The sequence below is a fragment of the Cupriavidus necator genome (genome assembly GCF_013141915.1).
GTDB lineage: Bacteria > Pseudomonadota > Gammaproteobacteria > Burkholderiales > Burkholderiaceae > Cupriavidus > Cupriavidus necator_B.
The window spans coordinates 195,541-220,497 of record NZ_SROX01000002.1; the positions used below are offsets into that span (position 1 = coordinate 195,541).

At 68.6% G+C, this 24,957-nt stretch carries 19 protein-coding genes; 11 read left to right on the top strand and 8 right to left on the bottom strand.

Going from position 1 to position 24,957, the window contains the following annotated elements; all coding sequences use genetic code 11:
- Positions 1-2: 2 nt before the first annotated feature.
- The 3 genes from E5S69_RS05890 to E5S69_RS05900 are packed head-to-tail and all read left to right on the top strand — an operon-like array spanning position 3 to position 7,926.
- A complete protein-coding gene (locus E5S69_RS05890) occupies positions 3-3,131 on the top strand; it encodes an MdtB/MuxB family multidrug efflux RND transporter permease subunit (RefSeq protein WP_171514090.1) in 3,129 nt (1,042 codons plus the stop codon).
- On the top strand, positions 3,128-6,427 hold the full coding sequence (locus E5S69_RS05895) for an efflux RND transporter permease subunit (RefSeq protein WP_171514091.1): 3,300 nt from the start codon (positions 3,128-3,130) through the stop codon (positions 6,425-6,427). Before E5S69_RS05890 ends, E5S69_RS05895 begins: the two co-directional genes overlap by 4 nt.
- Before the next feature lie 17 nt (positions 6,428-6,444).
- The gene (locus tag E5S69_RS05900; RefSeq protein WP_171514092.1) at positions 6,445-7,926 is read left to right on the top strand and encodes an efflux transporter outer membrane subunit; all 1,482 of its coding nucleotides are present in this window, start codon (positions 6,445-6,447) and stop codon (positions 7,924-7,926) included.
- Here the strand turns inward: E5S69_RS05900 and E5S69_RS05905 are convergent.
- Complete coding sequence (locus E5S69_RS05905; protein WP_171514093.1) at positions 7,923-8,825, bottom strand: LysR family transcriptional regulator; 903 nt, start codon at positions 8,823-8,825, stop codon at positions 7,923-7,925. The two genes, E5S69_RS05900 and E5S69_RS05905, sit on opposite strands and share 4 nt — an antisense overlap.
- A gap of 108 nt (positions 8,826-8,933) precedes the next feature.
- Here E5S69_RS05905 and E5S69_RS05910 point away from each other — a divergent pair, with 108 nt between their 5' ends.
- The 7 genes from E5S69_RS05910 to E5S69_RS05940 all read left to right on the top strand — a co-directional run bounded on the left by E5S69_RS05910 (position 8,934) and on the right by E5S69_RS05940 (position 15,655).
- The gene (locus tag E5S69_RS05910) at positions 8,934-9,398 is read left to right on the top strand and encodes a PACE efflux transporter (RefSeq protein ID WP_171514094.1); all 465 of its coding nucleotides are present in this window, start codon (positions 8,934-8,936) and stop codon (positions 9,396-9,398) included.
- A gap of 150 nt (positions 9,399-9,548) precedes the next feature.
- The gene (locus tag E5S69_RS05915; RefSeq protein WP_171514095.1) at positions 9,549-10,802 is read left to right on the top strand and encodes a flavin-dependent oxidoreductase; all 1,254 of its coding nucleotides are present in this window, start codon (positions 9,549-9,551) and stop codon (positions 10,800-10,802) included.
- A 119-nt stretch (positions 10,803-10,921) separates the two neighbouring features.
- Positions 10,922-12,073 carry an ABC transporter substrate-binding protein gene (locus E5S69_RS05920; RefSeq protein ID WP_171514096.1) on the top strand — a complete coding sequence of 384 codons (1,152 nt, stop codon included), beginning with the start codon at positions 10,922-10,924 and terminating at the stop codon, positions 12,071-12,073.
- Positions 12,070-12,657 carry a MarR family winged helix-turn-helix transcriptional regulator gene (locus E5S69_RS05925; protein ID WP_171514097.1) on the top strand — a complete coding sequence of 196 codons (588 nt, stop codon included), beginning with the start codon at positions 12,070-12,072 and terminating at the stop codon, positions 12,655-12,657. The genes E5S69_RS05920 and E5S69_RS05925 overlap by 4 nt, the downstream gene beginning before the upstream one ends.
- A gap of 51 nt (positions 12,658-12,708) precedes the next feature.
- Entirely contained in the window at positions 12,709-14,307 is a 1,599-nt protein-coding gene (gene dacB, locus E5S69_RS05930) for a D-alanyl-D-alanine carboxypeptidase/D-alanyl-D-alanine endopeptidase (protein ID WP_171514098.1), read from the top strand.
- A 188-nt stretch (positions 14,308-14,495) separates the two neighbouring features.
- Entirely contained in the window at positions 14,496-15,332 is an 837-nt protein-coding gene (locus E5S69_RS05935) for an AzlC family ABC transporter permease (protein WP_171514099.1), read from the top strand.
- Positions 15,329-15,655, top strand: coding sequence for an AzlD domain-containing protein (locus E5S69_RS05940; protein WP_171514100.1), 327 nt, complete (start codon positions 15,329-15,331; stop codon positions 15,653-15,655). Before E5S69_RS05935 ends, E5S69_RS05940 begins: the two co-directional genes overlap by 4 nt.
- 30 nt (positions 15,656-15,685) lie before the next feature.
- On the opposite strand, the gene E5S69_RS05945 is transcribed toward E5S69_RS05940, so the two are convergent.
- From E5S69_RS05945 to E5S69_RS05975, 7 genes are all read right to left on the bottom strand, one after another.
- Entirely contained in the window at positions 15,686-16,675 is a 990-nt protein-coding gene (locus tag E5S69_RS05945) for an L-threonylcarbamoyladenylate synthase (RefSeq protein WP_171514101.1), read from the bottom strand.
- Between the two features lie 39 nt (positions 16,676-16,714).
- Positions 16,715-17,959 carry a 5-(carboxyamino)imidazole ribonucleotide synthase gene (locus tag E5S69_RS05950; RefSeq protein ID WP_171514102.1) on the bottom strand — a complete coding sequence of 415 codons (1,245 nt, stop codon included), beginning with the start codon at positions 17,957-17,959 and terminating at the stop codon, positions 16,715-16,717.
- Positions 17,960-17,986: 27 nt separating this feature from the next.
- The gene (gene purE / locus E5S69_RS05955; RefSeq protein WP_042884202.1) at positions 17,987-18,484 is read right to left on the bottom strand and encodes a 5-(carboxyamino)imidazole ribonucleotide mutase; all 498 of its coding nucleotides are present in this window, start codon (positions 18,482-18,484) and stop codon (positions 17,987-17,989) included.
- Positions 18,485-18,566: 82 nt separating this feature from the next.
- Positions 18,567-19,475: a phosphoribosylaminoimidazolesuccinocarboxamide synthase gene (locus tag E5S69_RS05960; protein ID WP_171514103.1), complete on the bottom strand. Its 909-nt coding sequence runs from the start codon at positions 19,473-19,475 to the stop codon at positions 18,567-18,569.
- Between the two features lie 103 nt (positions 19,476-19,578).
- The gene (gene fba / locus E5S69_RS05965; protein ID WP_171514104.1) at positions 19,579-20,643 is read right to left on the bottom strand and encodes a class II fructose-bisphosphate aldolase; all 1,065 of its coding nucleotides are present in this window, start codon (positions 20,641-20,643) and stop codon (positions 19,579-19,581) included.
- A gap of 50 nt (positions 20,644-20,693) precedes the next feature.
- Positions 20,694-22,130 carry a pyruvate kinase gene (pyk, locus tag E5S69_RS05970; protein ID WP_171514105.1) on the bottom strand — a complete coding sequence of 479 codons (1,437 nt, stop codon included), beginning with the start codon at positions 22,128-22,130 and terminating at the stop codon, positions 20,694-20,696.
- A gap of 59 nt (positions 22,131-22,189) precedes the next feature.
- Positions 22,190-23,386 (bottom strand): phosphoglycerate kinase, encoded by a 1,197-nt coding sequence (locus E5S69_RS05975; RefSeq protein ID WP_171514106.1) that lies wholly within the window; start codon positions 23,384-23,386, stop codon positions 22,190-22,192.
- A 390-nt stretch (positions 23,387-23,776) separates the two neighbouring features.
- On the opposite strand from E5S69_RS05975, the gene E5S69_RS05980 reads away from it, so the two are divergent.
- Positions 23,777-24,880 (top strand): helix-turn-helix transcriptional regulator, encoded by a 1,104-nt coding sequence (locus E5S69_RS05980; RefSeq protein WP_171514107.1) that lies wholly within the window; start codon positions 23,777-23,779, stop codon positions 24,878-24,880.
- The last annotated feature ends 77 nt before the right edge of the window (positions 24,881-24,957 follow it).

The following is a 24,957-nucleotide window of genomic DNA, read 5'->3' on the forward strand; positions in this document are numbered from 1 at the left end:
GCATGAACCCGTCCCGCCTCTTCATCGAGCGCCCGGTCGCCACGGCGCTGCTGATGCTGGCCATCCTGCTGTCCGGGCTGGTGGCCTACCGGCTGCTGCCGCTGTCGGCGCTGCCCGAGGTCGACTACCCGACCATCCAGGTCACTACGCTGTACCCCGGCGCCAGCCCCGACGTGATGACCTCGGCGGTGACCGCGCCGCTGGAGCGCCAGTTCGGCCAGATGCCGGGGCTCAAGCAGATGTCGTCGTCCTCGTCGGGCGGCGCCTCGGTGATCACGCTGCAGTTCGAGCTGACGCTGCCGCTGGACGTGGCCGAGCAGGAAGTGCAGGCCGCCATCAACGCCGGCAGCAACCTGCTGCCGTCCGACCTGCCGATGCCGCCGGTCTACAGCAAGGTCAACCCGGCCGACGCGCCGATCATGACCATCGCCATGACGTCGGACACCATGCCGCTGCCCAAGCTGCAGGACATGGTCGATACACGCGTGGCGCAGAAGATCTCGCAGATCCAGGGCGTGGGCCTGGTCACCATCAGCGGCGGCCAGCGCCCGGCGGTGCGGATCCAGGCCAACCCGGCTGCGCTGGCGTCGCTGGGCATGTCGATCGACGACCTGCGCACCGCCATCGGGGCGTCCAACGTCAACGGTGCCAAGGGCAGCTTCGACGGCCCGCAGCGCGCCTCCACCATCGACGCCAACGACCAGCTGCGCTCAGCCGACGAATACCGCCAGATCATCCTGGGCTACAAGAACGGCGCGCCGATCCGCATTACCGACGTGGCCGAGATCGTCGACGGTCCCGAGAACAGCCGCCTCGCCGCCTGGGCCAACGACAAGCCCGCGATCGTGCTGAACATCCAGCGCCAGCCGGGCGCCAACGTGATCGAGGTGGTCGACCGCATCAAGGCGCTGCTGCCACAGTTGCAGACCTCGCTGCCGGCGTCGGTCCACGTGCAGCTGCTGACCGACCGCACCACCACCATCCGCGCCTCGGTCGAGGACGTGCAGTTCGAGCTGCTGCTGGCGATCGCGCTGGTGGTGCTGGTGATCTTCCTGTTCCTGCGCAATATCCCCGCCACCATCATCCCCGGCGTGGCGGTGCCGCTATCGCTGGTGGGCACCTTCGGCGTGATGTACCTGGCGGGGTTCTCGATCAACAACCTGACGCTGATGGCGCTGACCATCGCCACCGGCTTCGTGGTCGATGACGCGATCGTGATGATCGAGAACATCATGCGCTACATCGAAAAGGGCGACTCGCCGATGCAGGCGGCGCTGAAGGGCTCCAGGCAGATCGGCTTCACCATCATCTCGCTGACGTTCTCGCTGGTGGCGGTGCTGATCCCGCTGCTGTTCATGGGCGACGTGGTGGGCCGCCTGTTCCGCGAGTTCGCGATCACGCTGGCGGTGTCGATCCTGATCTCGGCGGTGGTGTCGCTGACGCTCACGCCGATGATGTGCGCGCGCCTGCTGCACCACGTGCCGGAAGAAAAGCTGTCGCGCTTCCACCGCGCCACCGGCCGCTTCTTCGACGACGTGATTGCGCGCTACGGCCGCGGCCTGGAGTGGGTGCTGGATCGCCAGAAGGCCACGCTGGTGGTGGCGGTGGCCACGCTGGCGCTGACCGTGCTGCTGTACCTGCTGGTGCCCAAGGGCTTCTTCCCGGTGCAGGACACCGGCGTGATCCAGGGCATCACCGAAGCGGCGCAGACCACCTCGTTCAGCGCCATGGCGCGCAAGCAGGAAGCCGTGGCCAAGGTGGTGATGCAGGACCCGGCGGTGGCCAGCCTGTCGTCGTTCATCGGCGTGGACGGCAGCAATACCACGCTCAATGCCGGGCGCATGCTGATCAACCTCAAGCCCAAGGGCGAGCGCGATGCCATCGACGTGGTCACGCAGCGGCTGCAGCAGGCGGTGCACGACCTCGGCGGCGTGTCGCTGTACACGCAGCCGGTGCAGGACCTGACCATCGAGGACAAGGTCTCGCGCACGCAGTACCAGTTCACGGTGGAGGATCCCGATCCCGCGACGCTGGCCACGTGGGTGCCGAAACTGGTGGAGCGGCTGCGCCAGGAGCCCGAACTGCGCGACGTCACCAGCGACCAGCAGAACAACGGCCTGCGCGCCTATGTCGATATCGACCGCGACGCCGCGGCGCGCTTCGGCATCACCACCGCGGTGATCGACAGCGCGCTGTACAGCGCTTTTGGCCAGCGGCTGGTGTCGACCATTTTCACGCAGTCGAGCCAGTACCGCGTGGTGCTCGAGACCATGCCGGAATTCCGCAAGAGCCCGCAGTCGCTGGCCGAGCTGCGCCTGCCTTCGTCTTCCGGCGGCCAGGTGCCGCTAGGCGCATTTGCGCGCATCACTGAGCGCACCGGGCCGCTGGTAATCAACCACCAGGGACAGTTCCCCGCGGCGACGATCTCGTTCAACCTGGCCCGCGGCGAATCACTGGGCGCGGCGGTCGACAAGATCACGCAGGTCGAGCATGAGCTGGGGCTGCCGATCTCGATGCAGACCAGCTTCCAGGGCGCGGCGCTGGCGTTCCGTGCGTCGCTGTCGAACACGCTGTGGCTGATCCTGGCCGCGGTGGTGACGATGTATATCGTGCTGGGCGTGCTGTATGAAAGCACCATCCACCCGGTCACGATCCTGTCGACGCTGCCGTCGGCCGGCGTCGGCGCGTTGCTGGCGCTGCTGGTGGCGGGCCAGGACCTGGGCATCATCGCCATCATCGGCATCATCCTGCTGATCGGCATCGTCAAGAAGAACGCGATCATGATGATCGACTTCGCGCTCGAGGCCGAGCGCGAAGGCGGCATGCGCCCGCGTGACGCAATCTTCCAGGCCTGCCTGCTGCGCTTCCGCCCGATCCTGATGACTACCATGGCCGCGCTGCTGGCGGCGCTGCCGCTGATGCTGGGCTCGGGCATCGGCAGCGAGCTGCGCCGGCCGCTGGGCGTGACCATGGTGGGCGGGCTGCTGGTGAGCCAGGTGCTGACGCTGTTCACCACGCCGGTGATCTACCTCGCCTTCGACCGCGTGGCGACGCGTGTGAAGGACTGGCGCAAGCGCCGCTTCGGCGATCCCGAGGAAGGCGGCACTGGCGAGGAGCCGGCCCAGCGATGAACCTGTCCGCCGCCTTTATCCACCGCCCGGTCGCAACCGCGCTGCTGACGCTCGGCATCCTGCTGGCGGGGCTGGCCGCACTGCGGCTGCTGCCGGTGTCGCCGCTGCCGCAGGTGGACTTCCCCACCATCTCGGTATCGGCGTCGCTGCCTGGCGCCAGTCCGGAAACCATGGCCGCCACCGTGGCCACGCCGCTGGAGCGTGCGCTCGGCACCATCGCCGGCGTGACCGAGATCACCTCGAGCAGCTCGCTGGGTTCGACCCGCGTGACGCTGCAGTTCGACCTGTCGCGCAACATCGACGGCGCCGCGCGCGACGTGCAGGCCGCCATCAACGCCTCGCGCGCGACGCTGCCGACCAGCCTGCCCAACAACCCGACCTACCGCAAGGTCAACCCGGCCGACGCGCCGATCATGATCATCGCGCTGACCTCGCCGACCATGACGCGCGGGCAGCTGTACGACGCGGCCTCGACCATCCTGGCGCAGAAGCTGTCGCAGGTCGAGGGCGTGGGCCAGGTCACCATCGGCGGGGCCTCGCTGCCGGCGGTGCGGGTGGAGCTGAACCCCACCGCGCTGAACAACTACGGCATCTCGCTCGAGGACGTGCGCAGCACCATCAGCGCGACCAACGCCAACCGGCCGCTCGGCACGCTGGAGAACGCCGGCAACAACTGGCAGGTCTACGCCAACGACCAGGCGATGAAGGCGGAAGACTACCTGCCGCTGATCATCCGCTACGCCACGCCGGGCACGTATTCGTCGGCATCGGCCGGCGCGCTGATCGCCGGCACCGCCAACGCCGCCGCCAGCGGCGGGGTCAGCACCAAGGTGGTCAACGGCGTCACCGTGACCACGCTGACCACCAGCAGCGGCACCACCACCATCACCAGCGGCGCCACCGGCGGCGCCAGCGCCACCAGCGGGCCGAATGCGTTCGCGGTGCCGGTGCGGCTGCGCGACGTGGCCAATGTGGTCGATTCGGTGCAGGACATCCGCAATGCCGGCTCGGCCAACGGCAAGCCGTCGGTGCTGCTGGTGCTGAACCGCTCGCCCGGCGCCAACATCATCGAGACCGTCGACCGCGTCAACGCGATGCTGCCGCAACTGCAGAAGATGATCCCGGCGGCGATCTCGATGGACGTGATGATGGACCGCACGCCCACCATCCGCGCCTCGCTGCGCGAGGTCGAGCACACGCTGATGATCTCGGTGGCGCTGGTGATCATGGTGGTGTTCGTGTTCCTGCGCAACGTGCGCGCCACCTTCATTCCCAGCGTGGCGGTGCCGGTATCGCTGATCGGCACGTTCTCGGTGATGTACCTGGCCGGGTTCTCGCTGAACAACCTGTCGCTGATGGCGCTGACCATCGCCACCGGCTTCGTCGTCGACGATGCCATCGTGGTGCTGGAGAACATCTCGCGCCATATCGAGGCAGGCATGAAGCCGCTCGCCGCCGCGTTGCGCGGCGCGCGCGAGGTCGGCTTCACGGTGCTATCGATGAGCCTGTCGCTGATCGCGGTGTTTATTCCGCTGTTGATGATGGGCGGCATCGTCGGCCGGCTGTTCCAGGAGTTCGCGATCACGCTGTCGGTGGCGATCCTGGTGTCGCTGGTGGTCTCGCTGACCACCACGCCGATGATGTGCGCGCGGCTGCTGCGCCCGGCGGAGCCGGAGAAGCAGGGCCGCTTCTTCCGCGCCACCGAGCGCATGTTCCAGTGGTTGCATGACGGCTATGCGCGCTCGCTGTCGACCGCGCTGCGGCTGAGCCCGCTGGTATGGCTGGTGCTGATCGCCACCATCGCGCTGAACGTGTACCTGTATGTAATCGTGCCCAAGGGCTTCTTCCCGCAGCAGGATACGGGACGGCTGATCGGCTTTATCCGCGCCGACCAGGCCACCTCGTTCCAGGCCATGCGCGGCAAGCTCGACAGCTTCATCAAGATCGTCCAGTCAGACCCGGCGGTGGTCAACGTGACCGGCTTTACCGGCGGCTCGCAGCGCAATACCGGGCAGATGTTCGTCACGCTCAAGCCGCTGTCGGAGCGCAGGGAATCGGCCGACGCCATCATCGCGCGGCTGCGCGGCAAGCTGGCCAAGGAGCCCGGCGCGAGCCTGTTCCTGCAGTCGGTGCAGGACATCCGAGTGGGCGGGCGCCAGAGCAGTTCGCAATACCAGTTCACGCTGCAGTCCGACGACCTGGAAGTACTGCGCACGTGGGAGCCCAAGGTGCGCGCGGCGCTGTCCAACCTGAAGGGGCTGGAGGACATCGACACCGACACCAACGACAAGGGCCTGCAGACCTCGGTGATCATCGACCGCGATGCCGCCTCGCGCCTGGGCGTGACCGCGCAGCAGGTCGATGCGGTGCTCAACGATGCCTTCGGCCAGCGGCTGGTGTCGACCATCTACCATCCGCTCAACCAGTACCGCGTGGTGATGGAACTGAGCCAGGAATACCTGCAAGGGCCCGATGCGCTCAAGGACATCTATGTGGTCACCGGCAATGGCAAGCGCGTGCCGCTGGCCGCGTTCGCGCGCGTGACGCCGAGCAGCACGCCGCTGGGCGTGAACCACCAGGGCCAGTTCGCGGCCTCTACGATCTCGTTCAACCTGGCCGAGGGCACTTCGCTGTCGCAGGCGACCGACGCGATCACGCGCGAGATGGCGCGCATCGGCGCGCCCGAGACGCTGCGCGCCAACTTCCAGGGCGGCGCCAAGGCGTTCCAGGATTCGCTCAAGAGCCAGCCGATCCTGATCCTGGCGGCGCTGATCACGATCTATATCGTGCTGGGCGTGCTTTATGAAAGCTACGTGCACCCGCTGACGATCCTGTCGACGCTGCCGTCAGCCGGCGTCGGCGCACTGCTGGCGCTGCTGGCATCGAAGACCGACTTCAGCATCATCGCGCTGATCGGCGTGATCCTGCTGATCGGCATCGTCAAGAAGAACGCGATCATGATGATCGACTTCGCCATCGACGCCGAGCGGCGCGAGGGGCTGTCGCCGCGCGACGCCATCTACCGCGCCTGCCTGCTGCGCTTCCGCCCGATCCTGATGACCACCATGGCCGCGCTGCTGGGCGCTGTGCCGCTCGCGCTGGGCCGCGGCGACGGCGCCGAGCTGCGCGCGCCGCTGGGCATTTCCATTGTCGGCGGGCTGGTGGTGAGCCAGCTGCTGACGCTGTACACCACGCCGGTGGTCTACCTGACGCTGGACCGCTGGCGCCTGCGGGTCAAGGCCTGGCGCCAGCGCCGCCGCGGCGCCGGCACGCCTGACCAGCCGGCCGCCGTTTAGTGATGCAGAGATTCGCCATGACCGCTTTTTCTCGTTTGCTGACCCATGCCCTGCCGCTGCCGCTGGCATGCACGCTGCTGCTGGCCGGCTGCGCCGTGGGCCCCGACTACCAGCGCCCCGATGCGCCGGTGTCCGAATCCTTCAAGGAAGCCGATGCCGCCACCCCGGCCTGGCGCGGCGACTGGAAGCCCGCCGAGCCGCAGGATGCGCTGGCGCGCGCCGACTGGTGGACGGTGTTCGGCGACGCGCAGCTCGATGCGCTGATGGCCGAGGTGCAGATCTCGAACCAGAACATCAAGGCCGCCGAGGCCCAGTATCGCCAGGCGGTGGCGTCGCTGCAGGCGGCGCGCGCGGGATTCTTCCCCACCGTTGATGCGCAGGCCGGTGCGTCGCGCGCGCGCGGCGCCAGCGGCAACACGCTCAACGGGCAGAACCTCACACTGGGTGCGACCTGGGAGCTGGATGTCTGGGGCCGCGTGCGGCGCCAGGTAGAAAGCAGCGAGGCCGGCGCGCAGGCGAGCGAGGCCGACCTGGCCTCGACGCTGCTGTCGACGCAGGCGACGCTGGCGCAGAGCTACTTCCTGCTGCGCGTGGCCGATGCGCAGAAGGCGCTGCTGGACCGCACCGTGGCCGACTACCAGAAGTCGCTGCAGCTGGTGCAGAACCAGTACGCGGCGGGCACCGCGCAGCGTTCCGACGTGCTGCAGTCCGAGACCCAGCTCAAGAGCGCGCAGGCGCAGCAGATCGATATCCAGATCACGCGCGCGCAGCTGGAGCACGCCATCGCCGTGCTGGTCGGCAAGCCGCCCGCGGCGCTGTCGCTGGCCGCCGGCGAATTCCGCGCCGCCGCGCCGCGCGTGCCGGCCGCGCTGCCATCGCAACTGCTGGAGCGCCGCCCCGACATCGGCGCGGCCGAGCGCCGCATGGCGTCGGCCAATGCGCAAATCGGCGTGGCGCAGGCGGCCTACTACCCGACCCTGTCGCTGTCGGCCAGCGGCGGGCTGACGGCCAGCACGCTGGCGCGCTGGATGTCGCTGCCGGACCGGATCTGGTCGATCGGCGGCGGGCTGGCCGGCACGCTGTTCGACGGCGGCGCGCGCCGCGCGGCCAAGGCGCAGGCGGTGGCCGCCTACGACCAGACCGTGGCCAACTACCGCCAGACCGTGCTGGGCGCATTCCAGGAAGTCGAGGACAACCTCGCCGCGCAGCGGCTGCTGGAACAGGAGGCGGTGGTGCAGAACGACGCGCTGCGCTCGGCGCGCGAGGCGCTGGCGCTGGTCAACAACCGCTACCGCGCCGGCACCGCAGGCCTGCTCGACGTGCTCACGGCGCAGACCAGCGCCTACACCGCCGAGCGCACCGCGCTGTCGATCAGCGGGCGCCAGTACACCGCGGCGGTGGTGCTGATCAAGGCGCTGGGCGGCGGCTGGCACGCGCAGCCGGCAAGCGGCGGCGCTGGCGGCGCGGCCCCGGCAGCTGCCACTGTCGGACAGCGCTAGGCGCCGCGCTGTGGCGCGCTCGGCAACGGCTGCGCGCAGATGCGCTCGCGCAGCCAGGTGGCGGCCTTGCCCAGCGGCCGCTGCTTGTGCCAGACCAGTTCCATCGCCACCGGCCAGTCCTGCTGCTGGAACGCCAGCGGCGGCGACACCAGCTGCGCCGCGGCCGGAGAATTGGCCACCACGTGCCATGGCACGAAGGCCCAGCCCAGGCCGCGCTTGACCAGTTCGACGATGACCCACTGGCTTTCGACCCACCACACGTCGGCGGCGACGCGCAGCCGCATCTTTTCCTCGCTGTCAGTGCGGGTCGCGACCATCAGCTGGCGGTAGCGCTTGAGCTCTTCCCAGTCGACCCGCTGCGACGCCAGCGGATGGTCAGGCGCGCACAGGATCTGCATCGGCATCCAGCCCAGCGCATGGAAGCCCAGTTCCGGCGGCAGCACCTCCTGGCGCCACATGATGCCGAGGTCGGCGCCGCCCTCCAGCACCAGCCGGCTGACGTCCTCCATCAGCGGAAAGAGAAGCTCGAGCTCTACCGCCGGGAAGCGCCGGGAAAACTCTTCCAGCAGCCCGCCCAGCGTCTCTTCCGGATACAGCTCGTCCACCGCCAGCACCAGCCGCGTCTCCACGCCCTCGCCCAGGCTCTTGGCCACGCCGCGGAAATGCTCGCAGCGCTCCAGGATCACGCGCGCCTCGGCCAGCAGCCGCTCGCCGGCCGGGGTCAGCACCGGGTAGCGGCCGGCACGGTCGAACAAGGCGTTGCCGGCATCGATCTCGAGGTTGGACACCGCCGCACTGACCACCGACTGGGCCTTGCCGAGCCGGCGCGCGGCGGCGGAAAAAGAGCCGGTGTCGGCCGCCGCGACAAAGGCCTGCAACTGCTCCAGCGAGAGACTCATCCGTATCTCCGTCTCGTCATCTATCTGTCAAACCGATAGTATCCAACTTGGCAATCCCTGCCCAGCAGATAGACTAGGCTCCATCGTGTTTGCCCGCAAGGAGAAACCATGCGCAAAACCTGGGACCGGATCCGCCATGCCGTTGGCTTCGAGGTGGTCGGCCTGCTGATCTTCGCCCCGCTGGCAAGCTGGGCCTTCGGCTATGAACTGCACCAGATGGGGCTGATCGGCGCGGTCGCCTCGCTGATCGCCACCGGCTGGAACTACCTGTACAACGTGCTGTTCGACCGAGGCATGCTGCGTTTCACCGGCCAGCTGCGCAAGTCGGTGCCAGTGCGCATGCTGCACGCGCTGCTGTTCGAGTTGGGCCTGCTGGTGGTGTTTTTGCCGTCGCTGGCGTGGTATCTCGACATCAGCTTGCTCGACGCGCTCATCATGGACATCGCCGTGGCCGGCTTCTACATGGCCTATGCGCTGGTGTACAACTGGCTGTACGACATCGTCTTCCCGGTGCCGTCGCTCAAGGCACAGGCTACGGCCGAAGCCAAGCCGGAAGGCGCAGCGCTGGGCTGAGCGCGGGTTTTTCCCGACCCCGGCCGCCATGCGCCCGGGGCTTTCCCGTCTTGTCGCCCGCGGTCGAATCGTTATACTCCATAACAAATTCGAATCGCCGCGGGGTGCCGCCATGCGCGGCCCCGGCGCGGCCTGCACGCGGGAGACACCATGAAGATCGCAATCGCCGGAGGCGGCATCGGCGGACTGACGCTGGCGCTGCTGTGCCACCACCACGGCATCGAGGCCGAGGTCTGGGAGGCCAGCGAATCGCTGCGCCCGCTGGGCGTGGGCATCAACCTGCTGCCGCACGCGGTACGCATCCTGGATGAGCTGGGCCTGCGCGATGCGCTGGCGGCGATCGCCGTCGAGACCTCGTCCCTGTCCTACTACAACAAGCTGGGCCAGCGCATCTGGCATGAGCCGCGCGGGCTCGCCGCCGGCTATGACTGGCCGCAGTTCTCGATCCACCGCGGCGAATTCCAGATGCTGCTGCACCGCACGGTGGTCGAGCGCTTGGGCGCCGGCGCGGTCCATACCGGCCACAGCTTCGAGACCGTGCTCGACACCGGCGCGCACGGCAGGGCGCGCTTCGCCCTGCGCCGCCGTGGCGACAATGCCGAGGTCGAGGGCAGCGCCGACGTGCTGGTCGGCGCCGACGGCATCCATTCGGCGGTGCGCCGCCATTTCTACCCGACCGGCGACCTGCCGCGCTTCTCGCGCCGGCTGTTGTGGCGCGCGGTCACCGAGGCGCCGCCGTACCTGGACGGCCGCTCGATGTTCATGGCCGGGCACCAGGACCAGAAATTCGTCGCCTACCCCATTTCCGAACCGCTGCGCCGCCAGGGCCGTGCGCTGGTCAACTGGATTGCCGAGCTGCGCGTGCCCGACAGCGTGCCCGACACCCCGCCGCGCAGCGACTGGAACAAGCAGGTCGACAAGGCCGTGTTCCGCGCACGGTTTGCCGGCTGGCAGTGGGACTGGATCGACATCCCCGCACTGATCGACGGCGCCGAAGCCATCTACGAATTCCCGATGGTCGACAAGGATCCGCTGCCGCGCTGGACCTTCGAGCGCGTCACGCTGCTGGGCGACGCCGCGCACCCGATGTACCCCATCGGCTCGAACGGCAGCGCCCAGGCCATCCTTGACGCGCGCTACCTGGTCGACAGCCTGCTCGGCAACCGCGACACCGGCTACGCGCTGCGCGAATACGAGGCCGAGCGCCTGCCGCGCACCGCCGGCATCGTGCTGCGCAACCGCATGAACGGCCCTGAGCAGGTAATGCAGCTGGCCGAGGAACGCGCGCCACAGGGCTTCGGAGAGATCGACCAGGTGATTCCGCGGGCGGAACTGGAAGCGATCTCGCTGCGGTACAAGCAACTGGCGGGCTTCGACCGGCAGTCGATGCAGGGCAAGACTTGAGCCACGTAAGCCGATGCCCTGATTCGACCAACGGGGTACTCCCTCTCCCGCAAGCGGGAGAGGGGAGCAAACCGGCAGGCGCGGACACGCATCAGACCAATCAGACCGAGGAGACAACCATGGCACCCCATCCCCCAACTACCTTCGCCCGGCTCGCACTGAGTGCCATCCTGGCGCTCGCCGCCACCACCGCTCGCGCCGACATCACCGTCGGCGTCAGCCTGTCCACCACCGGGCCGTCGGCGTCGCTGGGCATCCCGCAGAAAAACTCGCTGGCCTACCTGCCGCAGCAGCTCGGCGGCGAGCCGGTGCGCTACATCGTGCTGGACGATGCCTCCGACCCCACCCAGGGCGCCAAGGTGGCGCGCCGCTTTGTCGCCGAGGACAAGGTCGACATCATCCTGGGCTCGTCAGCGGTGGCGCCTTCGATCGCCATTGCCGAGGTAGCCGACGAAGCCCAGACCGTGCAGCTGGCGTTCTCGCCGATCGAGCTGAAGCCCGGGCGCGGCGCCTGGACCTTCCGGCTGGCGCAGCCGGTGCGTCTGATGGCCAATGCCGTGGCCGCCACCGCCAAGACCAACGGCGTCAAGACCATCGGCTTTATCGGCTTTGCCGATGCCTACGGCGAGACCTGGCTGAAGGACTTCACGGCCGCCGCCACGGCCAACGGCATCCGCCTGATCGCCACTGAGCGCTACGGCCGCGCCGACACCAGCGTGACCGCGCAGGCGCTCAAGCTGATTGCGGCCAAACCCGATGCCATCCTGATCGCCGGCGCGGGCACCGGCGCCGCGCTGCCGCACACCACGCTGCGCGAGCGCGGCTACGGCGGCACCCTCTACCAGACCCACGGCGCGGCCACCAAAGACCTGATCCGGATCGGCGGGCGGCTGGTCAACGGCGCGATCCTGCCCGCCGGCCCGGTGATCGTGCCGGAGCAGCTGCCCGCGGGCGACCCGGTGCGCAAGCCCGGGCTGGACTACGTCACCCGCTATGAAAAGCAGTACGGGGCCGAGAGCCGCACGCAGTTCGGCGCCCATGCCTACGATGCCGGGCTGGTGCTGGAACGCATCGTGCCCGTGGCCCTGAAGCACGCCAGGCCAGGGACGCCGGCGTTCCGCCAGGCGCTGCGCCATGCGCTGGAGACCGAGCGCGACATCGTGGTGTCGCACGGCGTGCTGAATTACAGTGGGCAAGACCACTATGGCTTCGACCAGCGCGGGCGGGTTATGGTGACAATAGAGAACGGCAACTGGAAACTGCTCAAATGATTCCCGACGCATCCGGCACACCGCCCGCCGTCCCCGCGCGGCGGGCCCGCACCGCCGCGGCGCCCGCGCGGCGCAAGGCCCGCGACCCGCTGGCACCCGACCCTGCCGCCGGCGTCAGTGCCGACGCCGGCTTCGATCCCCATGTGCCGAACATCGACTACGGCGTGCTCGACAACCTGGTCGGCTACGCCATCCGCCGCGCGCAGATCCGCATCTATGAGGACTTCGTGCACTCGCTGGCGCAATGGCAGATCACGCCGCCGCGCTTCTCGGCGCTGGTGATCATCTCGCGCAACCCGCATTTGAAGCTGACCGAACTGGCGCGGATCCTGGGCATCGCGCGCTCGGGCGCGGTGCTGCTGGTCGATGCGCTGGAAGCGATGAAGCTGGTGGCGCGGCGCCCCGCCGCCGCCGACCGGCGCGCCTACAGCCTGGTGCTGACCCCGGCGGGGCGCCGCACGCTGGAAGCCGCCACGCAGGCGGTGGTAGCGCACGACGCCCACGTCAGTTCGGTGCTGAGCGAAGCCGAGCAGGCCACGCTGAAGTCGCTGCTGGCGCGGCTGGCACCGCCGCGCGCGGGCTGAACCCGCCGGGCATCCAGGCTGTCATGCGCTTGCCGGCGGCCATGCGTTAACATGGCCGCCATGCCAAGAACCATCGCCGCGCCCACCGCAGCGCGACCCGGCGCCCTGCTGCGCCGCCTGTCGCCACTGCTCTCGCCCATCGTTGCCGCCGTGCTGCTCGCCGGCGGCCCGGCACTGACCACGGCCCACGCCAAGCCGCCCGCCAAGGCAGCAAAGGCGGCCAAGGCCGCGAAAGCCCCCAAGGCCGCCAAAGCCGCCGATCCGGCGCTGCTCGGCGCCGGCGTGCCGGCCCCGGTGGCCGCGGCACTGCGCCGCGCCGGCGTACCGGCGGCGGCGGCCAGCTTCTACGTGGTGCGGCTGGGCGACAGCACCGCGCGGGCCAGCTGGAACGCGCAGCAGCCGATGAACCCGGCCTCGACCATGAAGCTGGTCACCACCTTCGCCGGACTGCAGCTGCTGGGGCCGGACTACCGCTGGCAGACCTCGCTCTACGCCGACGCGCAGCCGGCCTTCGACGGCACCATCAACGGCAACGTCTACCTGCGCGGCCACGGCGACCCCAAGCTGGTGCCCGAGGAAATGGCCAAGCTGGTGGCCCGCGCGCGCGCCGCCGGCGCCACCACCATCAACGGCGACCTGGTGCTGGACCGCAGCTATTTTGCCGATGGCCTGGACAGCAACGGCACCATCGACGGCGAAATGCAGCGCGCCTACAACGTCGGACCCGATGCACTGCTGTACGCCTTCAAGACGCTGTCGTTCACGCTGACGCCGGACCCGGCCACGCAGACCGTGGCGGTCAGCGTCACGCCGGAACTGGCACAGCTCAAGCTCGACAACCGGCTGACGCTGACCAACGGCCGCTGCGGCGACTGGCAGAGCAACGCCAGCCCCACCGTGCTGCCGCAGGCGGACGGCACCGTGCTGGCCTCGTTCGCGGGCGACTATGCCAGCGACTGCGGCGAGCACGTGCTCAATATCGCCACGCTGTCACATGCGGAATTCACCTGGGGCGGCTTTGTCGCCGAATGGCAGCGCGCCGGCGGGCGCTTTGCCCGGCTGCCCGCGCTGCGCAGCGGCAAGGTGCCGCGCGGCGCGGTGCTGCTGGCGCGCCACTACGGCCTGCCGCTGGCCGACATCGTGCGCGACATCAACAAGTTCTCGAACAACGTGATGGCGCGCCAGCTGTTCCTGACCATCGGCGCCGAGATCGACCGCGGCGGGCCGGCCAGCACCGGGCGCTCGATCCGCGTGGTGCAGCGCTGGCTGGCGCGCCAGGGACTGGACATGCCGGGGCTGGTGCTGGACAACGGCTCGGGCCTGTCGCGCGCGGAACGCATCAGCGCTTATGACATGGCGCGGCTGCTGCAGCAGGCCGCGGCCAGCCAGGTCGGGCCGGTGCTGATCGACTCGCTGCCAGTGCTGGGCGTCGACGGCACGCTGCGCAACCGCCTGACGCGCGCCAACGCGGCCGGCAGCGGCTACCTGAAGACCGGCACGCTGGCCGACGTGCGCGCGCTGGCTGGCTATGTGGACGCCGCCGAAGGCGGCCGCTACGTGGTGGTGAGCATGATCAACCACCCCAATGCCGCACAGGCGCAGGAGGCGCATGACGCCCTGCTGCAGTGGGTGTATCGCGGGGCACCCTGACGCCCCTTCGACCATGGCCCGCCGCGGCGCCGTGGCCTGCCGCCAACGGCGCGGCTGCATTTTGTTAAGCGGCCGCTTACCAGCCCGCCATCGCACCCTATAATGCCAGGGTGCCGGCCGCGCCCTGCGGCGGCAGCCTTCCGGGCCGGCCCTCGGCCCCGGGCCGCATTGCCCCCACTTCCTCTGACATGACTTCCCGACAACCCCCGGTGTGGTTGCGCCTCTGGCATCGCTTCGCACCCGCCGAACGCGCCGGCTTTATCGACGGCGCGCGCCGCTTTGCCCCGTCCCTGCCCGCGGTGTTTTCCTGGGGCCTGGTCACGGGCGTGGCCATGAGCAAATCCGTGCTGACGGTGCCCGAGGCGATCGGCATGTCGCTGCTGGTCTATGCCGGCTCGGCGCAGTTGGCGGTGCTGCCGCTGTTCGCCGCGGGGCTGCCGCTATGGACCATCTGGCTGACCGCCGCCATGGTCAACCTGCGCTTCGTCATCTTCAGCGCCGGCATGCAGCCGCATTTCAGCTACCTGACGCTGGCGCGGCGCACGGTGCTGGGCTTCTTCAATGGCGACCTGCACTTCGTCTACTTCCTGCAGAAGTACAGCACGCCCGGCTATGAGCCCGGCAAGGAAGGCTACTTCTGGGGCATGGCGCTGACCAACTTCTGCATGTGGCAGGTGTCGTCGATCATCGGCATCGTGCTGGCCAGCCTGTTCCCCGACAGCTGGGGCCTGGGCCTCGCCGGCACCATGGCGCTGATCCCGGTGATGATCGCCACCATCAACTCGCGTTCGACGCTGATGGCGGTAGTGATTTCCGCGGTGCTGGCGCTGCTGTGCTTCGACCTGCCATACCGGCTCGGCCTGGTCGTGGCCGTGGTGGGCGCGATCGCCGCCGGCATGGCCAGCGACGAACTGGCGGCGCGCGCGGCGCTGCGCGGCATCCGGCGGCGCAAGTCGGCGCCGCTGGCCAAACCTGCGCAAGAGCCGGCGCCCAACGCGGCGGACGTACCGGGAGACCGCGCATGAGCCATACCGAAGTCTGGATCGCACTGATCGGCATGGCGGTGGTCACCGTGATCACCCGCGCGCTGTTCCTGATGGCCGGCGAGCACATCACCGTGCCGGACCGGATCCAGCGCGCGCTGCGCTACGCGCCGGCGGCGGCGCTGGCTGCCATCATCCTGCCGGACCTGATGACCTGGCAGGGGCATTTCACGGTGGCGTTGACCAACTACAAGCTGATGGCGGGCGTGGCCGCGACGCTGTTCTACCTGCTCACCAGGAAGATGGTGGGGATGATTGCGGTGGGGATGGCGGTGTATACGGCGTTGCGGTTGTTGGGGGGGTAAGGTGGCGGAGTGCCTGGCATGCGCCGGCCCTCAGCCCCCAAACGCCGCCGCGGCCCGCTCGAGCCGGTCCCGCACCCCTGCCCACTCCTGCCCTTCGGGCAAGGTCTCGAACACCAGCTGGGTGTAGCCCTGCCGGTCGAGCTTGCGCAGCAGCCGGTACAACTCCTGCGCGTAGGCGGCGGCATCAAGCGGCGCCTGCACCCAGGTGCAGCGCTGATCCGCCAGCGGCGCGCGCCCGATCCACGCCACGCGGGCATCCGCAGGCAGCGCTTCCAGGCGCGCGGCAGCGGCCTGCGCATCGGCCAGCAGCAGCGGCGTGTGCGGGGCGTAGTGGGCTTTGAGGGTTCCCGACGCGCGCGGCGCAGTGGCGTCCGGCGGCAGCGGGGCCTGGCCCAGCACCTGCGCGAGCATTCCCAACGTGACGGCACCCGGGCGCAGCAGCACCGGGCCGATGCCCTGGTCCAGCCGCGACAGGTCGACGATGGTCGATTCAATGCCAACTTCAACGCCGTCGCCCTCCAGCACATAGACCGCGTCGCCAAATTCATCGCGCACATGCTGCGCGGTGGTCGGGCTGACCTGGCCGAACTTGTTGGCGGAAGGCGCGGCGATGCCGCCGCGGCCGCGCTTGAAGCGCGCCAGCAGCGCCTGCGCCACGGGATGCGACGGGCAGCGCAGGCCGATGCTGTCCTGCCCGCCGGCGACGGCCGCATCGATATGCGCGGCGCGCTTCAGGATCAGCGTCAGCGGGCCGGGCCAGAAGGCGTCGATCAGTTGCCGGGCCACGTCGGGAACATCGTCGGTCCAGTAGCCGATGTCGGCACCGTCGACCACGTGCACGATCACCGGATGATTCGACGGCCGGCCCTTGAGCGCGAAGATGCGGCCGACGGCCGCGGGGTTCTCGGCGTCGGCGCCAAGGCCGTAGACGGTTTCGGTCGGAAAGGCGACCAGTTGCCCGGCCTCGAGCAGGCGGACGGCTTCATCCAGTTCGGCGGCCGTGGGCGTGCGCGGCGACATCGTGTTCCTTCAGGGTGTGGCGTGACGGTCGGCGGAAAATCAGAGCGGGATATGCAGCGCCTGCGCGGCCGCGTTGAACGCGGCGTCGGCGGCTTCGGCATGCTCGCCGATGCAATTGACATGCCCCATCTTGCGCGACGGGCGCGCATCGCTCTTGCCGTACAGGTGCAGCTTGGCGCCCGGTTGCGCCATCACCTCGTCCCAGGCCGGGGTGCGTTCCAGGCCGAACTCGAACCACACGTCGCCCAGCAGGTTCAGCATCTTGCCGGCCGAATGCTGGCGCGTGCTGCCCAGCGGCAGCCGCGCCATGGCGCGCACCTGCTGCTCGAACTGGCTGGTCTCGCAAGCGTCCATGGTGATATGGCCCGAATTGTGCGGGCGCGGCGCCATTTCGTTAGCGACCAGCGAGCCATCGGTGAGCACGAAGAACTCGATGCACAGCACACCGACATAGCCCATTTCGGTGGCAATGGCGGCGGCGGCGGCGCGGGCCCGGTCGGCGATCTCGGGCGAAACGCTGGACGACGGCATTTCGGTCGAGAACAGGATGCCGTCGCGGTGGACGTTCTCGGCCAGCGGCCAGGTGGCGGTGGCGCCGTTGGCGCCGCGCGCGGCCAGCACCGACACCTCGTACGCCAGCGGCAGCATCTGCTCGAGCACGCACGGCACGTGCTGCATCGCCTTCCAGGCGGCGCGCACGTCGTCGCGCGTCTTCACGCGCGCCTGGCCCTTGCCGTCGTAGCCCATGCGCGCGGTCTTGAGGATGCCGGGCAACACGTGGTCGGGCAACTGGTCGACGTCGGCGTCGTGCTGGATCACCCAGTGCGGCGCCGTCGGCACGCCGGTGCGCTCGGCGCACGCGGCAAAGAACTTCTTCTCGCCGATGCGGTTCTGCGCGATCGACACGCAGTAGCCGCGCGGCGCGACGAACGCGCCCAACTGCTCCAGCCGGTCCAGCGACAGCGACGGCACGTTCTCGAACTCGGTGCTTACCGCCTGGCACAGCTTGCCCATCTCGGCCAGCGCGGCCTCGTCGGTGTATTGCGCGCAGATGTGCTTGTCGGCGACCACGCCCGCCGGGCTGTCCTGGTCCGGGTCGAGCACGCACACGCGATAGCCCATCGCCTGCGCCGCATGCGTGAACATGCGGCCAAGCTGGCCGCCGCCCAGCATGCCCAGCCACGCGCCGGGCAGGATGGGCGCGTCGGGACGGTCGACGCCAAACTCGGCGCGCGATTCCGGCGTGTGGGCTTCGGAGAGGTAGGGATGGATATCGGTAGGCATTGCTCGGTTCCGTGTGGGTCCGGAGGATTACAGCGGCAAGGTCATCGCGCGCGCGGCTTCGGTCTGCTTCGCGCGGAACGCTTCCAGCGCGGCGGCCAGCGCCTCGTCGGTGGTGGCCAGTGTGGCGATCGCGTGCAGCGCGGCGTTGGCCGCGCCCGCCTCGCCGATGGCGAAGGTGGCGACCGGCACGCCCTTGGGCATCTGCACGATCGACAGCAGCGAGTCCTCGCCGCGCAGGTACTTCGACGGCACCGGCACGCCGAACACCGGCACGATGGTCTTGGCGGCGATCATGCCGGGCAGGTGCGCGGCTCCGCCGGCACCGGCGATGATGGCGCGCAGGCCACGGCTGCGCGCGCTCTCGGCATAGCGGAACATGTCGTCGGCCATGCGGTGCGCGGACACCACCTGGGCTTCGAACGGCACGCCGAAATCCTTCAGCATGGCCACGGCGTGCTGCATCACGTCCCAGTCGGAACTGCTGCCCATGACGACGCCGACCAATGGCTTGTCTTGCTTGCTCACGTTTGATCCTTGCTTGTTTGCTCCCCTCTTCCCATGGGGGCAGAGGGGAACACCGTCGGCTTGCGGGAAGCCGGTGGAAACCTTACTTCAGCGCTTCGCCCGTCAGGCGCGTCAGCGCCTCGCGGTACTTCGCCGCGGTTTTCTCGATCACGTCGTCCGGCAGCTGCGGCGCCGGCGCGGTCTTGGGCCAGGGCTTGCCGTCGATGCGCACGGCTTCCAGCCAGTCGCGCACGAACTGCTTGTCGAACGACGGCGGGTTGGTGCCCACCTGGTAGGAATCGGCCGGCCAGAAGCGCGACGAATCGGCGGTCAGCACTTCGTCCATCAGCGTCAGCACGCCGTTGTCGTCGAGGCCGAACTCGAACTTGGTGTCGGCGATGATGATGCCGCGCGTGGCGGCGAACTCGGCCGCTTCCTTGTACAGGCGGATCGAGATCTCGCGCATCTGGCGCGCCAGCGCGATGCCGATGCGGGCCTCGACCTCGGCGAACGAGATGTTCTCGTCGTGCTCGCCCATCTCGGCCTTGGCCGCCGGCGTGAAGATCGGCTCGGGCAGTTTCTGCGCATTCTGCAGGCCCGGCGGAAGCTCGATGCCGCACACCTTGCCGGTGGCCTGGTAGTCCTTCCAGCCACTGCCGGCCAGGTAGCCGCGCACCACGGCTTCCACCAGGATCGGCTTCAGGCGCTTGACCACCACGGCGCGGCCCGCGACCTGCTCCACTTCATCAGCGGCCACCACGGTCTCGGGCGCGATGCCGGTCTCGTGGTTGGGCACGATATGCGCGAGCTTGCGGAACCAGAAGTTCGCCATCTGGTTCAGCACGCGGCCCTTGTCGGGGATCGGCTCGCCCATGATGACGTCGAACGCCGACAGGCGGTCGGTGGTGACGATCAGCAGCTTGTCATCGCCGACGGCGTAGTTGTCGCGCACCTTGCCGTGGCCCAGCAGCGGCAGCGAGTTGATGGAGGACTGGTAGAGAGCGTTGGACATGATGGTTCCGATAAAACGGCGAAGCCGCCGGGCGCAAAATGCGTGCCGCGGCGGCCGGAACTGCAGTCCGCCCTCCCCTTGCGCGGAAGGCGGACATGGGACATTACTGCACGACCTGCGCCAGCTTGCCCGACTTGTACTGCTGCGCGATCTCGCTCAGTGCCACCGGCTTGATCTTGCCGGCCTGGCCTTCGCAACCGAACGCCAGGTAGCGTGCCTTGCACACCTGCTTGGCGGCTTCGCGGGCCGGCTTCAGGTATTCGCGCGGGTCGAACTTGCTCGGGTTCTCGGCGAAGAAGCGGCGGATCGCGCCGGTCATGGCCAGGCGGATGTCGGTGTCGATATTGATCTTGCGCACGCCGTACTTGATCGCTTCCTGGATTTCCTCGACCGGCACGCCGTAGGTTTCCTTCATGTCGCCGCCGAACTTGCGGATCTCTTCCAGCAGTTCCTGCGGCACCGACGACGAGCCGTGCATCACCAGGTGGGTGTTCGGGATGCGGGCGTGGATTTCCTTGATGCGGTTGATCGCCAGGATGTCGCCGGTGGGCTTGCGGGTGAACTTGTAGGCGCCGTGCGAGGTGCCGATGGCAATCGCCAGCGCGTCGAGCTGGGTGGCCTTGACGAAGTCGGCGGCCTGCTCGGGGTCGGTCAGCAGCATGGAGTGGTCCAGCTTGCCTTCGGCGCCGATGCCGTCTTCTTCGCCGGCTTCACCGGTTTCGAGGGAGCCCAGGCAGCCAAGTTCGCCTTCGACGGTGACGCCGATCGCGTGCGACAGCTGGACCACCTTGCGGGTCACGTCGACGTTGTACTCGTAGTCGGCCGGGGTCTTGCCGTCTTCGCGCAGCGAGCCGTCCATCATCACCGACGAGAAGCCCAGGTCGATCGCGGCCTGGCAGATCGCCGGCGACTGGCCGTGGTCCTGGTGCATCACCACCGGGATATGCGGATAGGCTTCGACCGCGGCTTCGATCAGGTTGCGCAGGAAGTGCTCGCCGGCGTATTTGCGGGCGCCGGCCGAGGCTTGCATGATCACCGGAGCGTTGACCTCGTCGGCCGCCTGCATGATGGCCTGCACTTGCTCGAGGTTGTTCACGTTGAAGGCCGGCAGGCCGTAGCTGTTCTCGGCTGCGTGGTCCAGCAGCTGGCGCATCGAAACGAGTGGCATGTCTAACTCCTAAATGAAAATGGGATGTCTCGGTATTTTTCTGTCGGCGCTCAATGCCCCACCCTGACGATCTTCAGGGTGTTGGTACCGCCCGGCTGGCCCATCGGCTCGCCGATGGTCAGCACGATGAAATCGCCCCGCTGCACCACGCCCTGCGCCAGCAGCAGTTCCTCGGCCTGCTCCAGCGCGGTATCGCGGTCGGCGCTGGACTGCAGCGGCAGCGGCACCACGTTGCGGTACAGCTGCATCTTGCGCTGCGACGCCAGGTTGGGCGTCATCGCGTAGATCGGCACATGGATGCGGTGCCGGCTCATCCACAGCGCGGTCGCGCCTGAGTCCGTCAGCGCCGCGATCGCCTTCACCTGCAGATGATAGGCGGTGAACAGTGCCCCCATCGCCACCGACTGGTCGATGCGCGAGAAGGTCTGGTTCAGGAAATCGGTGTCGAGCTGCACCACCTCGGACTTCTCGGCCTCGATGCAGACCGCGGCCATGGCCTCGACGGTCTCTACCGGATAGCGGCCCGCGGCGGTCTCGGCCGACAGCATCACGGCATCGGTGCCGTCCAGCACGGCGTTGGCCACGTCCGAAACCTCGGCGCGCGTCGGCACCGGGTTGACGATCATGCTTTCCATCATCTGGGTGGCGGTGATGGTGAGCTTGTTTGCCTCGCGCGCCAGCCGGATCATGCGCTTCTGCAGCGCCGGCACGGCGGCGTTGCCGACTTCCACGGCAAGGTCGCCGCGCGCCACCATGATGCCGTCGGAGGCCTGCAGGATTTCTTCCAGCACGCCCGGATGGATGGCTTCGGCGCGCTCGATCTTGGCGATCATGCGGGCCCGGTGGCCGTGCGGCTGGCCGGCCACGGCGGCCAGCTGGCGCGCCATTTCCATGTCGGTGGCGTTCTTGGGGAAGCTGACCGCGACATAGTCCGCGCCCAGGGCCATGGCGGTCTTGATGTCGTCCATGTCCTTGGCGGTCAGCGCCGGCGCCGACAGCCCGCCGCCCTGGCGATTGATGCCCTTGTTGTTGGACAGCTCGCCGCCGACGCGCACGGTGGTGAAGATCTCGGTGCCGAGCACGCGCTCGACCACCAGCACGATCAGGCCGTCGTTGAGCAGCAGCAGGTCGCCCGGCCCGACGTCGCGCGGCAGGTCCTGGTAGTCCAGGCCGGCACGCGCTTCGTTGCCGAGCTTGCAGCTGGAATCCAGGATAAAGGAGTCGCCCGCCTTGAGCAGGACCTTGCCGTGCTCGAACTTGCCCACGCGGATCTTGGGGCCCTGCAGGTCGGCCATGATGGCGACCTCGCGCCCGCATGCCTGCGCCGCCTCGCGCACCAGCCGGGCCCGGTCGAGATGATCCTGGGCGGTGCCGTGCGAAAAGTTCAGCCGCACCACGTCGACCCCCGCCGCGATCATGCGGGTCAGGATTTCCAGCGAACTGGAAGCGGGGCCGATGGTGGCGACGATCTTGGTGGAACGGGTCATGCGCGGATTTCCTTGGTGAAGGACGGGGCCCGGCATGGCGCCAGGGCCTGGCGGATGCTTCAGCCTGCTGCGCGCTGTTCCAGCACTTCAAAGGCGGGCAGCTTCTTGCCTTCCAGGAATTCCAGGAACGCGCCGCCGCCGGTGGAGATATAACCGACGCGGTCGGCGATGCCGTACTTGGCGATGGCGGCCAGCGTGTCGCCGCCGCCGGCGATCGAGAAGGCCTTCGATTCGGCGATGGCCTCGGCCAGCACCCTGGTGCCGTTGCCGAACTGGTCGAACTCGAACACGCCGACCGGGCCGTTCCAGACGATGGTGCCGGCGGCCTTGAGCTGTTCGGCCAGCATCGCCGCGGTCTTGGGACCGATGTCGAGGATCATGTCGTCGTCGGCCACGTCCTTGACGTCCTTGACCGTCGCCGTGGCGGTCGCGCTGAATTCCTTGGCGCAGACCACGTCGACGGGAATGGGCACCGAGGCGCCGCGCCCGGCCATGATGTCGATGATGGCCTTGGCATCGCCGACCAGGTCGGCCTCGGCCAGCGACTTGCCGATGTTCAGGCCGGCGGCCAGCATGAAGGTGTTGGCGATACCGCCGCCGACAACCAGGTTGTCGACCTTGTCGGCCAGCGACTTCAGGATGGTCAGCTTGGTCGAGACCTTGGAGCCGGCCACGATCGCCACCAGCGGACGTGCCGGCTGGCCCAGCGCCTTGCCCAGCGCGTCGATCTCGGCGGCCAGCAGCGGGCCGGCGCAGGCGATCGGCGCGTACCTGGCGATGCCGTGGGTGGTGGCTTCGGCGCGGTGGGCGGTGCCGAAGGCATCGTTGACATAGACGTCGCACAGCTTGGCCATCTTCTGCGCCAGTTCGTCGCTGTTTTTCTTCTCGCCCTTGTTGACGCGGCAGTTTTCCAGCAGCACCACCTGGCCGGGCGCCACTTCGACGCCGTCGACCCAGTTCTGCACCAGCTTGACCGGCTTGCCCAGCAGTTCGGACAGGCGCGCGCCAATCGGCGCCAGCGAATCCTCGGGCTTGAACTCGCCCTCGGTCGGGCGGCCCAGGTGGGACGTGACCATCACCGCGGCGCCGGCGGCCAGGCAGGCCTCGATGGCGGGCACGGAGGCGCGGATGCGGGTGTCCTCGGTGATGTGGCCGGCGTCATCCTGCGGCACGTTCAGGTCGGCGCGGATAAACACCCGCTTGCCGGAGAGTTTGCCTTGGGAAATCAGATCGGAAAGACGCAGGACAGAGGTCATGACGGTGGATGGCGCGAGATTTCGCTGCTGACTCGGGGAAACCGGCATTTTACCTGATCGCGATCGGAGCTTTGCCGATTCCGGACCGTGGCGGACGGGGAAGCGCTCCGCGGCGCACAAACCAGCCCCGGTACGCGTCTCGCCTCGATGGACTCCCCACCAAAGAAGGGTCGCCCGCGTTTTCCGCGTGACCCCCGAGTGCGGTAATGTACGCAACGTCTGCAACAACAGACACGCAACCACGCCAGAGCCGGTCTACAAACGGCCAAGACAAGCGGCGGCCAATACGGCCAATCACACGCAGCCAGAATAACAAAGCATGCCGGGATGCGAGCGGACGCATCGCCGGCGCCGCGCATTATCTTGTCGCGAATGCAAGGGGTAAGTCAGATGAATGAAGCCGACATGCACGGAGCGATCCGCGGCTTGTACGAGGGCATTCTGGATCCCGGGGCCTGGCAGGACAGCCTGCGCGCCCTGACCGGGCTGGCGGGCACGGCACACGCTTCCATGATGGTCTGGGACACGGTGCGCGACCAGGTCACGGTCAACGAGATCGTCAATCCGGTGGTCGAACTGTTCACCGAATACGAAACGGATTTCCAGGCGATCGACCCGGCCAAGCAGTTCGCACCGCGCATGCAGCCGGGCGACTGGTATATCGACGCGCGCGAACTGGGCGAAGGCACCATGGCGCGCCATCCGTTCTACCGTGACTTCTTCCACCGCTATGGCTTGCGTTCCTACGTCGCCTGCCTGGTGGAGCGCCAGCCCCATTACGAAGTCTACTTCTCGATGCAGCGCGCGCGCCGGCAGCCGCTGTTCTCGACCGCCGATACCAGCGGCCTGGACTGGATCATTCCGCATATGCGCAGCGCCATGGCGATGCGCGACCGCACCCTGGGGCTGACCGTGCTGGCGCGGCTGTCGACGCAACTGGTGGAACGGCTCAATTTCGCCGTGCTGGTGTTTTCGCCGCAGCGCCACGTGCTGCTGGCCAACCGCGCCGGCGAGCGCTGGGCGCGCCGGCTCGACCCGGCCGGCAAGGTGTCGGACTGGACCCTGTCGCGGCCGTTCGCCGACATGGTCGAGGCCGCCTGCGACCCGCGCCGCGCCGTGGCCGCGCAGGCAGCGCACGCCACCAGCGGCGCCGAGCGCGCGCAGGTCATCGTGCTGCCCCTGCCGCCGTCGCACGCCTTTGCCGCGCAGTGGCAGGAACCGGCCGCGCTGGTGATCGTGCATGAGCCGGAGCGCGCGCCGCTATGGCTCGCACCCGTGCTGCGCGACCTGTACGGGCTGACGCCGGCCGAAACCCGGCTGAGCGTGCAGCTGGCCCACGGCCAGGGCCTGCCCGAAGCCAGCCAGCAACTCGGCATCCGCCACGAGACCGCGCGCTCCCAGCTCAAGGCGGTGTTCCACAAGACCGGCTGCAACAGCCAGGCCCAGCTCACGCACATGCTCTCGCGCCTTGGCGCGGCGCTGGAACGGGGCTGAACCGGTTACGCCTGGCACGCCGGCCGCCGCTGCGCGGCGGCACGCGCGCTGCCATGCGGGTAAAGTGATAAAAATAA

Coding starts and splice junctions, on each gene's coding strand:
- E5S69_RS05890 (WP_171514090.1), top strand. CDS start 3: ATGAACCCGTCCCGCCTCTTCATCGAGCGCCCGGTCGCCACGGCGCTG.
- E5S69_RS05895 (WP_171514091.1), top strand. CDS start 3,128: ATGAACCTGTCCGCCGCCTTTATCCACCGCCCGGTCGCAACCGCGCTG.
- E5S69_RS05900 (WP_171514092.1), top strand. CDS start 6,445: ATGACCGCTTTTTCTCGTTTGCTGACCCATGCCCTGCCGCTGCCGCTG.
- E5S69_RS05905 (WP_171514093.1), bottom strand. CDS start 8,825: ATGAGTCTCTCGCTGGAGCAGTTGCAGGCCTTTGTCGCGGCGGCCGAC.
- E5S69_RS05910 (WP_171514094.1), top strand. CDS start 8,934: ATGCGCAAAACCTGGGACCGGATCCGCCATGCCGTTGGCTTCGAGGTG.
- E5S69_RS05915 (WP_171514095.1), top strand. CDS start 9,549: ATGAAGATCGCAATCGCCGGAGGCGGCATCGGCGGACTGACGCTGGCG.
- E5S69_RS05920 (WP_171514096.1), top strand. CDS start 10,922: ATGGCACCCCATCCCCCAACTACCTTCGCCCGGCTCGCACTGAGTGCC.
- E5S69_RS05925 (WP_171514097.1), top strand. CDS start 12,070: ATGATTCCCGACGCATCCGGCACACCGCCCGCCGTCCCCGCGCGGCGG.
- dacB (WP_171514098.1), top strand. CDS start 12,709: ATGGCCGCCATGCCAAGAACCATCGCCGCGCCCACCGCAGCGCGACCC.
- E5S69_RS05935 (WP_171514099.1), top strand. CDS start 14,496: ATGACTTCCCGACAACCCCCGGTGTGGTTGCGCCTCTGGCATCGCTTC.
- E5S69_RS05940 (WP_171514100.1), top strand. CDS start 15,329: ATGAGCCATACCGAAGTCTGGATCGCACTGATCGGCATGGCGGTGGTC.
- E5S69_RS05945 (WP_171514101.1), bottom strand. CDS start 16,675: ATGTCGCCGCGCACGCCCACGGCCGCCGAACTGGATGAAGCCGTCCGC.
- E5S69_RS05950 (WP_171514102.1), bottom strand. CDS start 17,959: ATGCCTACCGATATCCATCCCTACCTCTCCGAAGCCCACACGCCGGAA.
- E5S69_RS05960 (WP_171514103.1), bottom strand. CDS start 19,475: ATGTCCAACGCTCTCTACCAGTCCTCCATCAACTCGCTGCCGCTGCTG.
- fba (WP_171514104.1), bottom strand. CDS start 20,643: ATGCCACTCGTTTCGATGCGCCAGCTGCTGGACCACGCAGCCGAGAAC.
- pyk (WP_171514105.1), bottom strand. CDS start 22,130: ATGACCCGTTCCACCAAGATCGTCGCCACCATCGGCCCCGCTTCCAGT.
- E5S69_RS05975 (WP_171514106.1), bottom strand. CDS start 23,386: ATGACCTCTGTCCTGCGTCTTTCCGATCTGATTTCCCAAGGCAAACTC.
- E5S69_RS05980 (WP_171514107.1), top strand. CDS start 23,777: ATGAATGAAGCCGACATGCACGGAGCGATCCGCGGCTTGTACGAGGGC.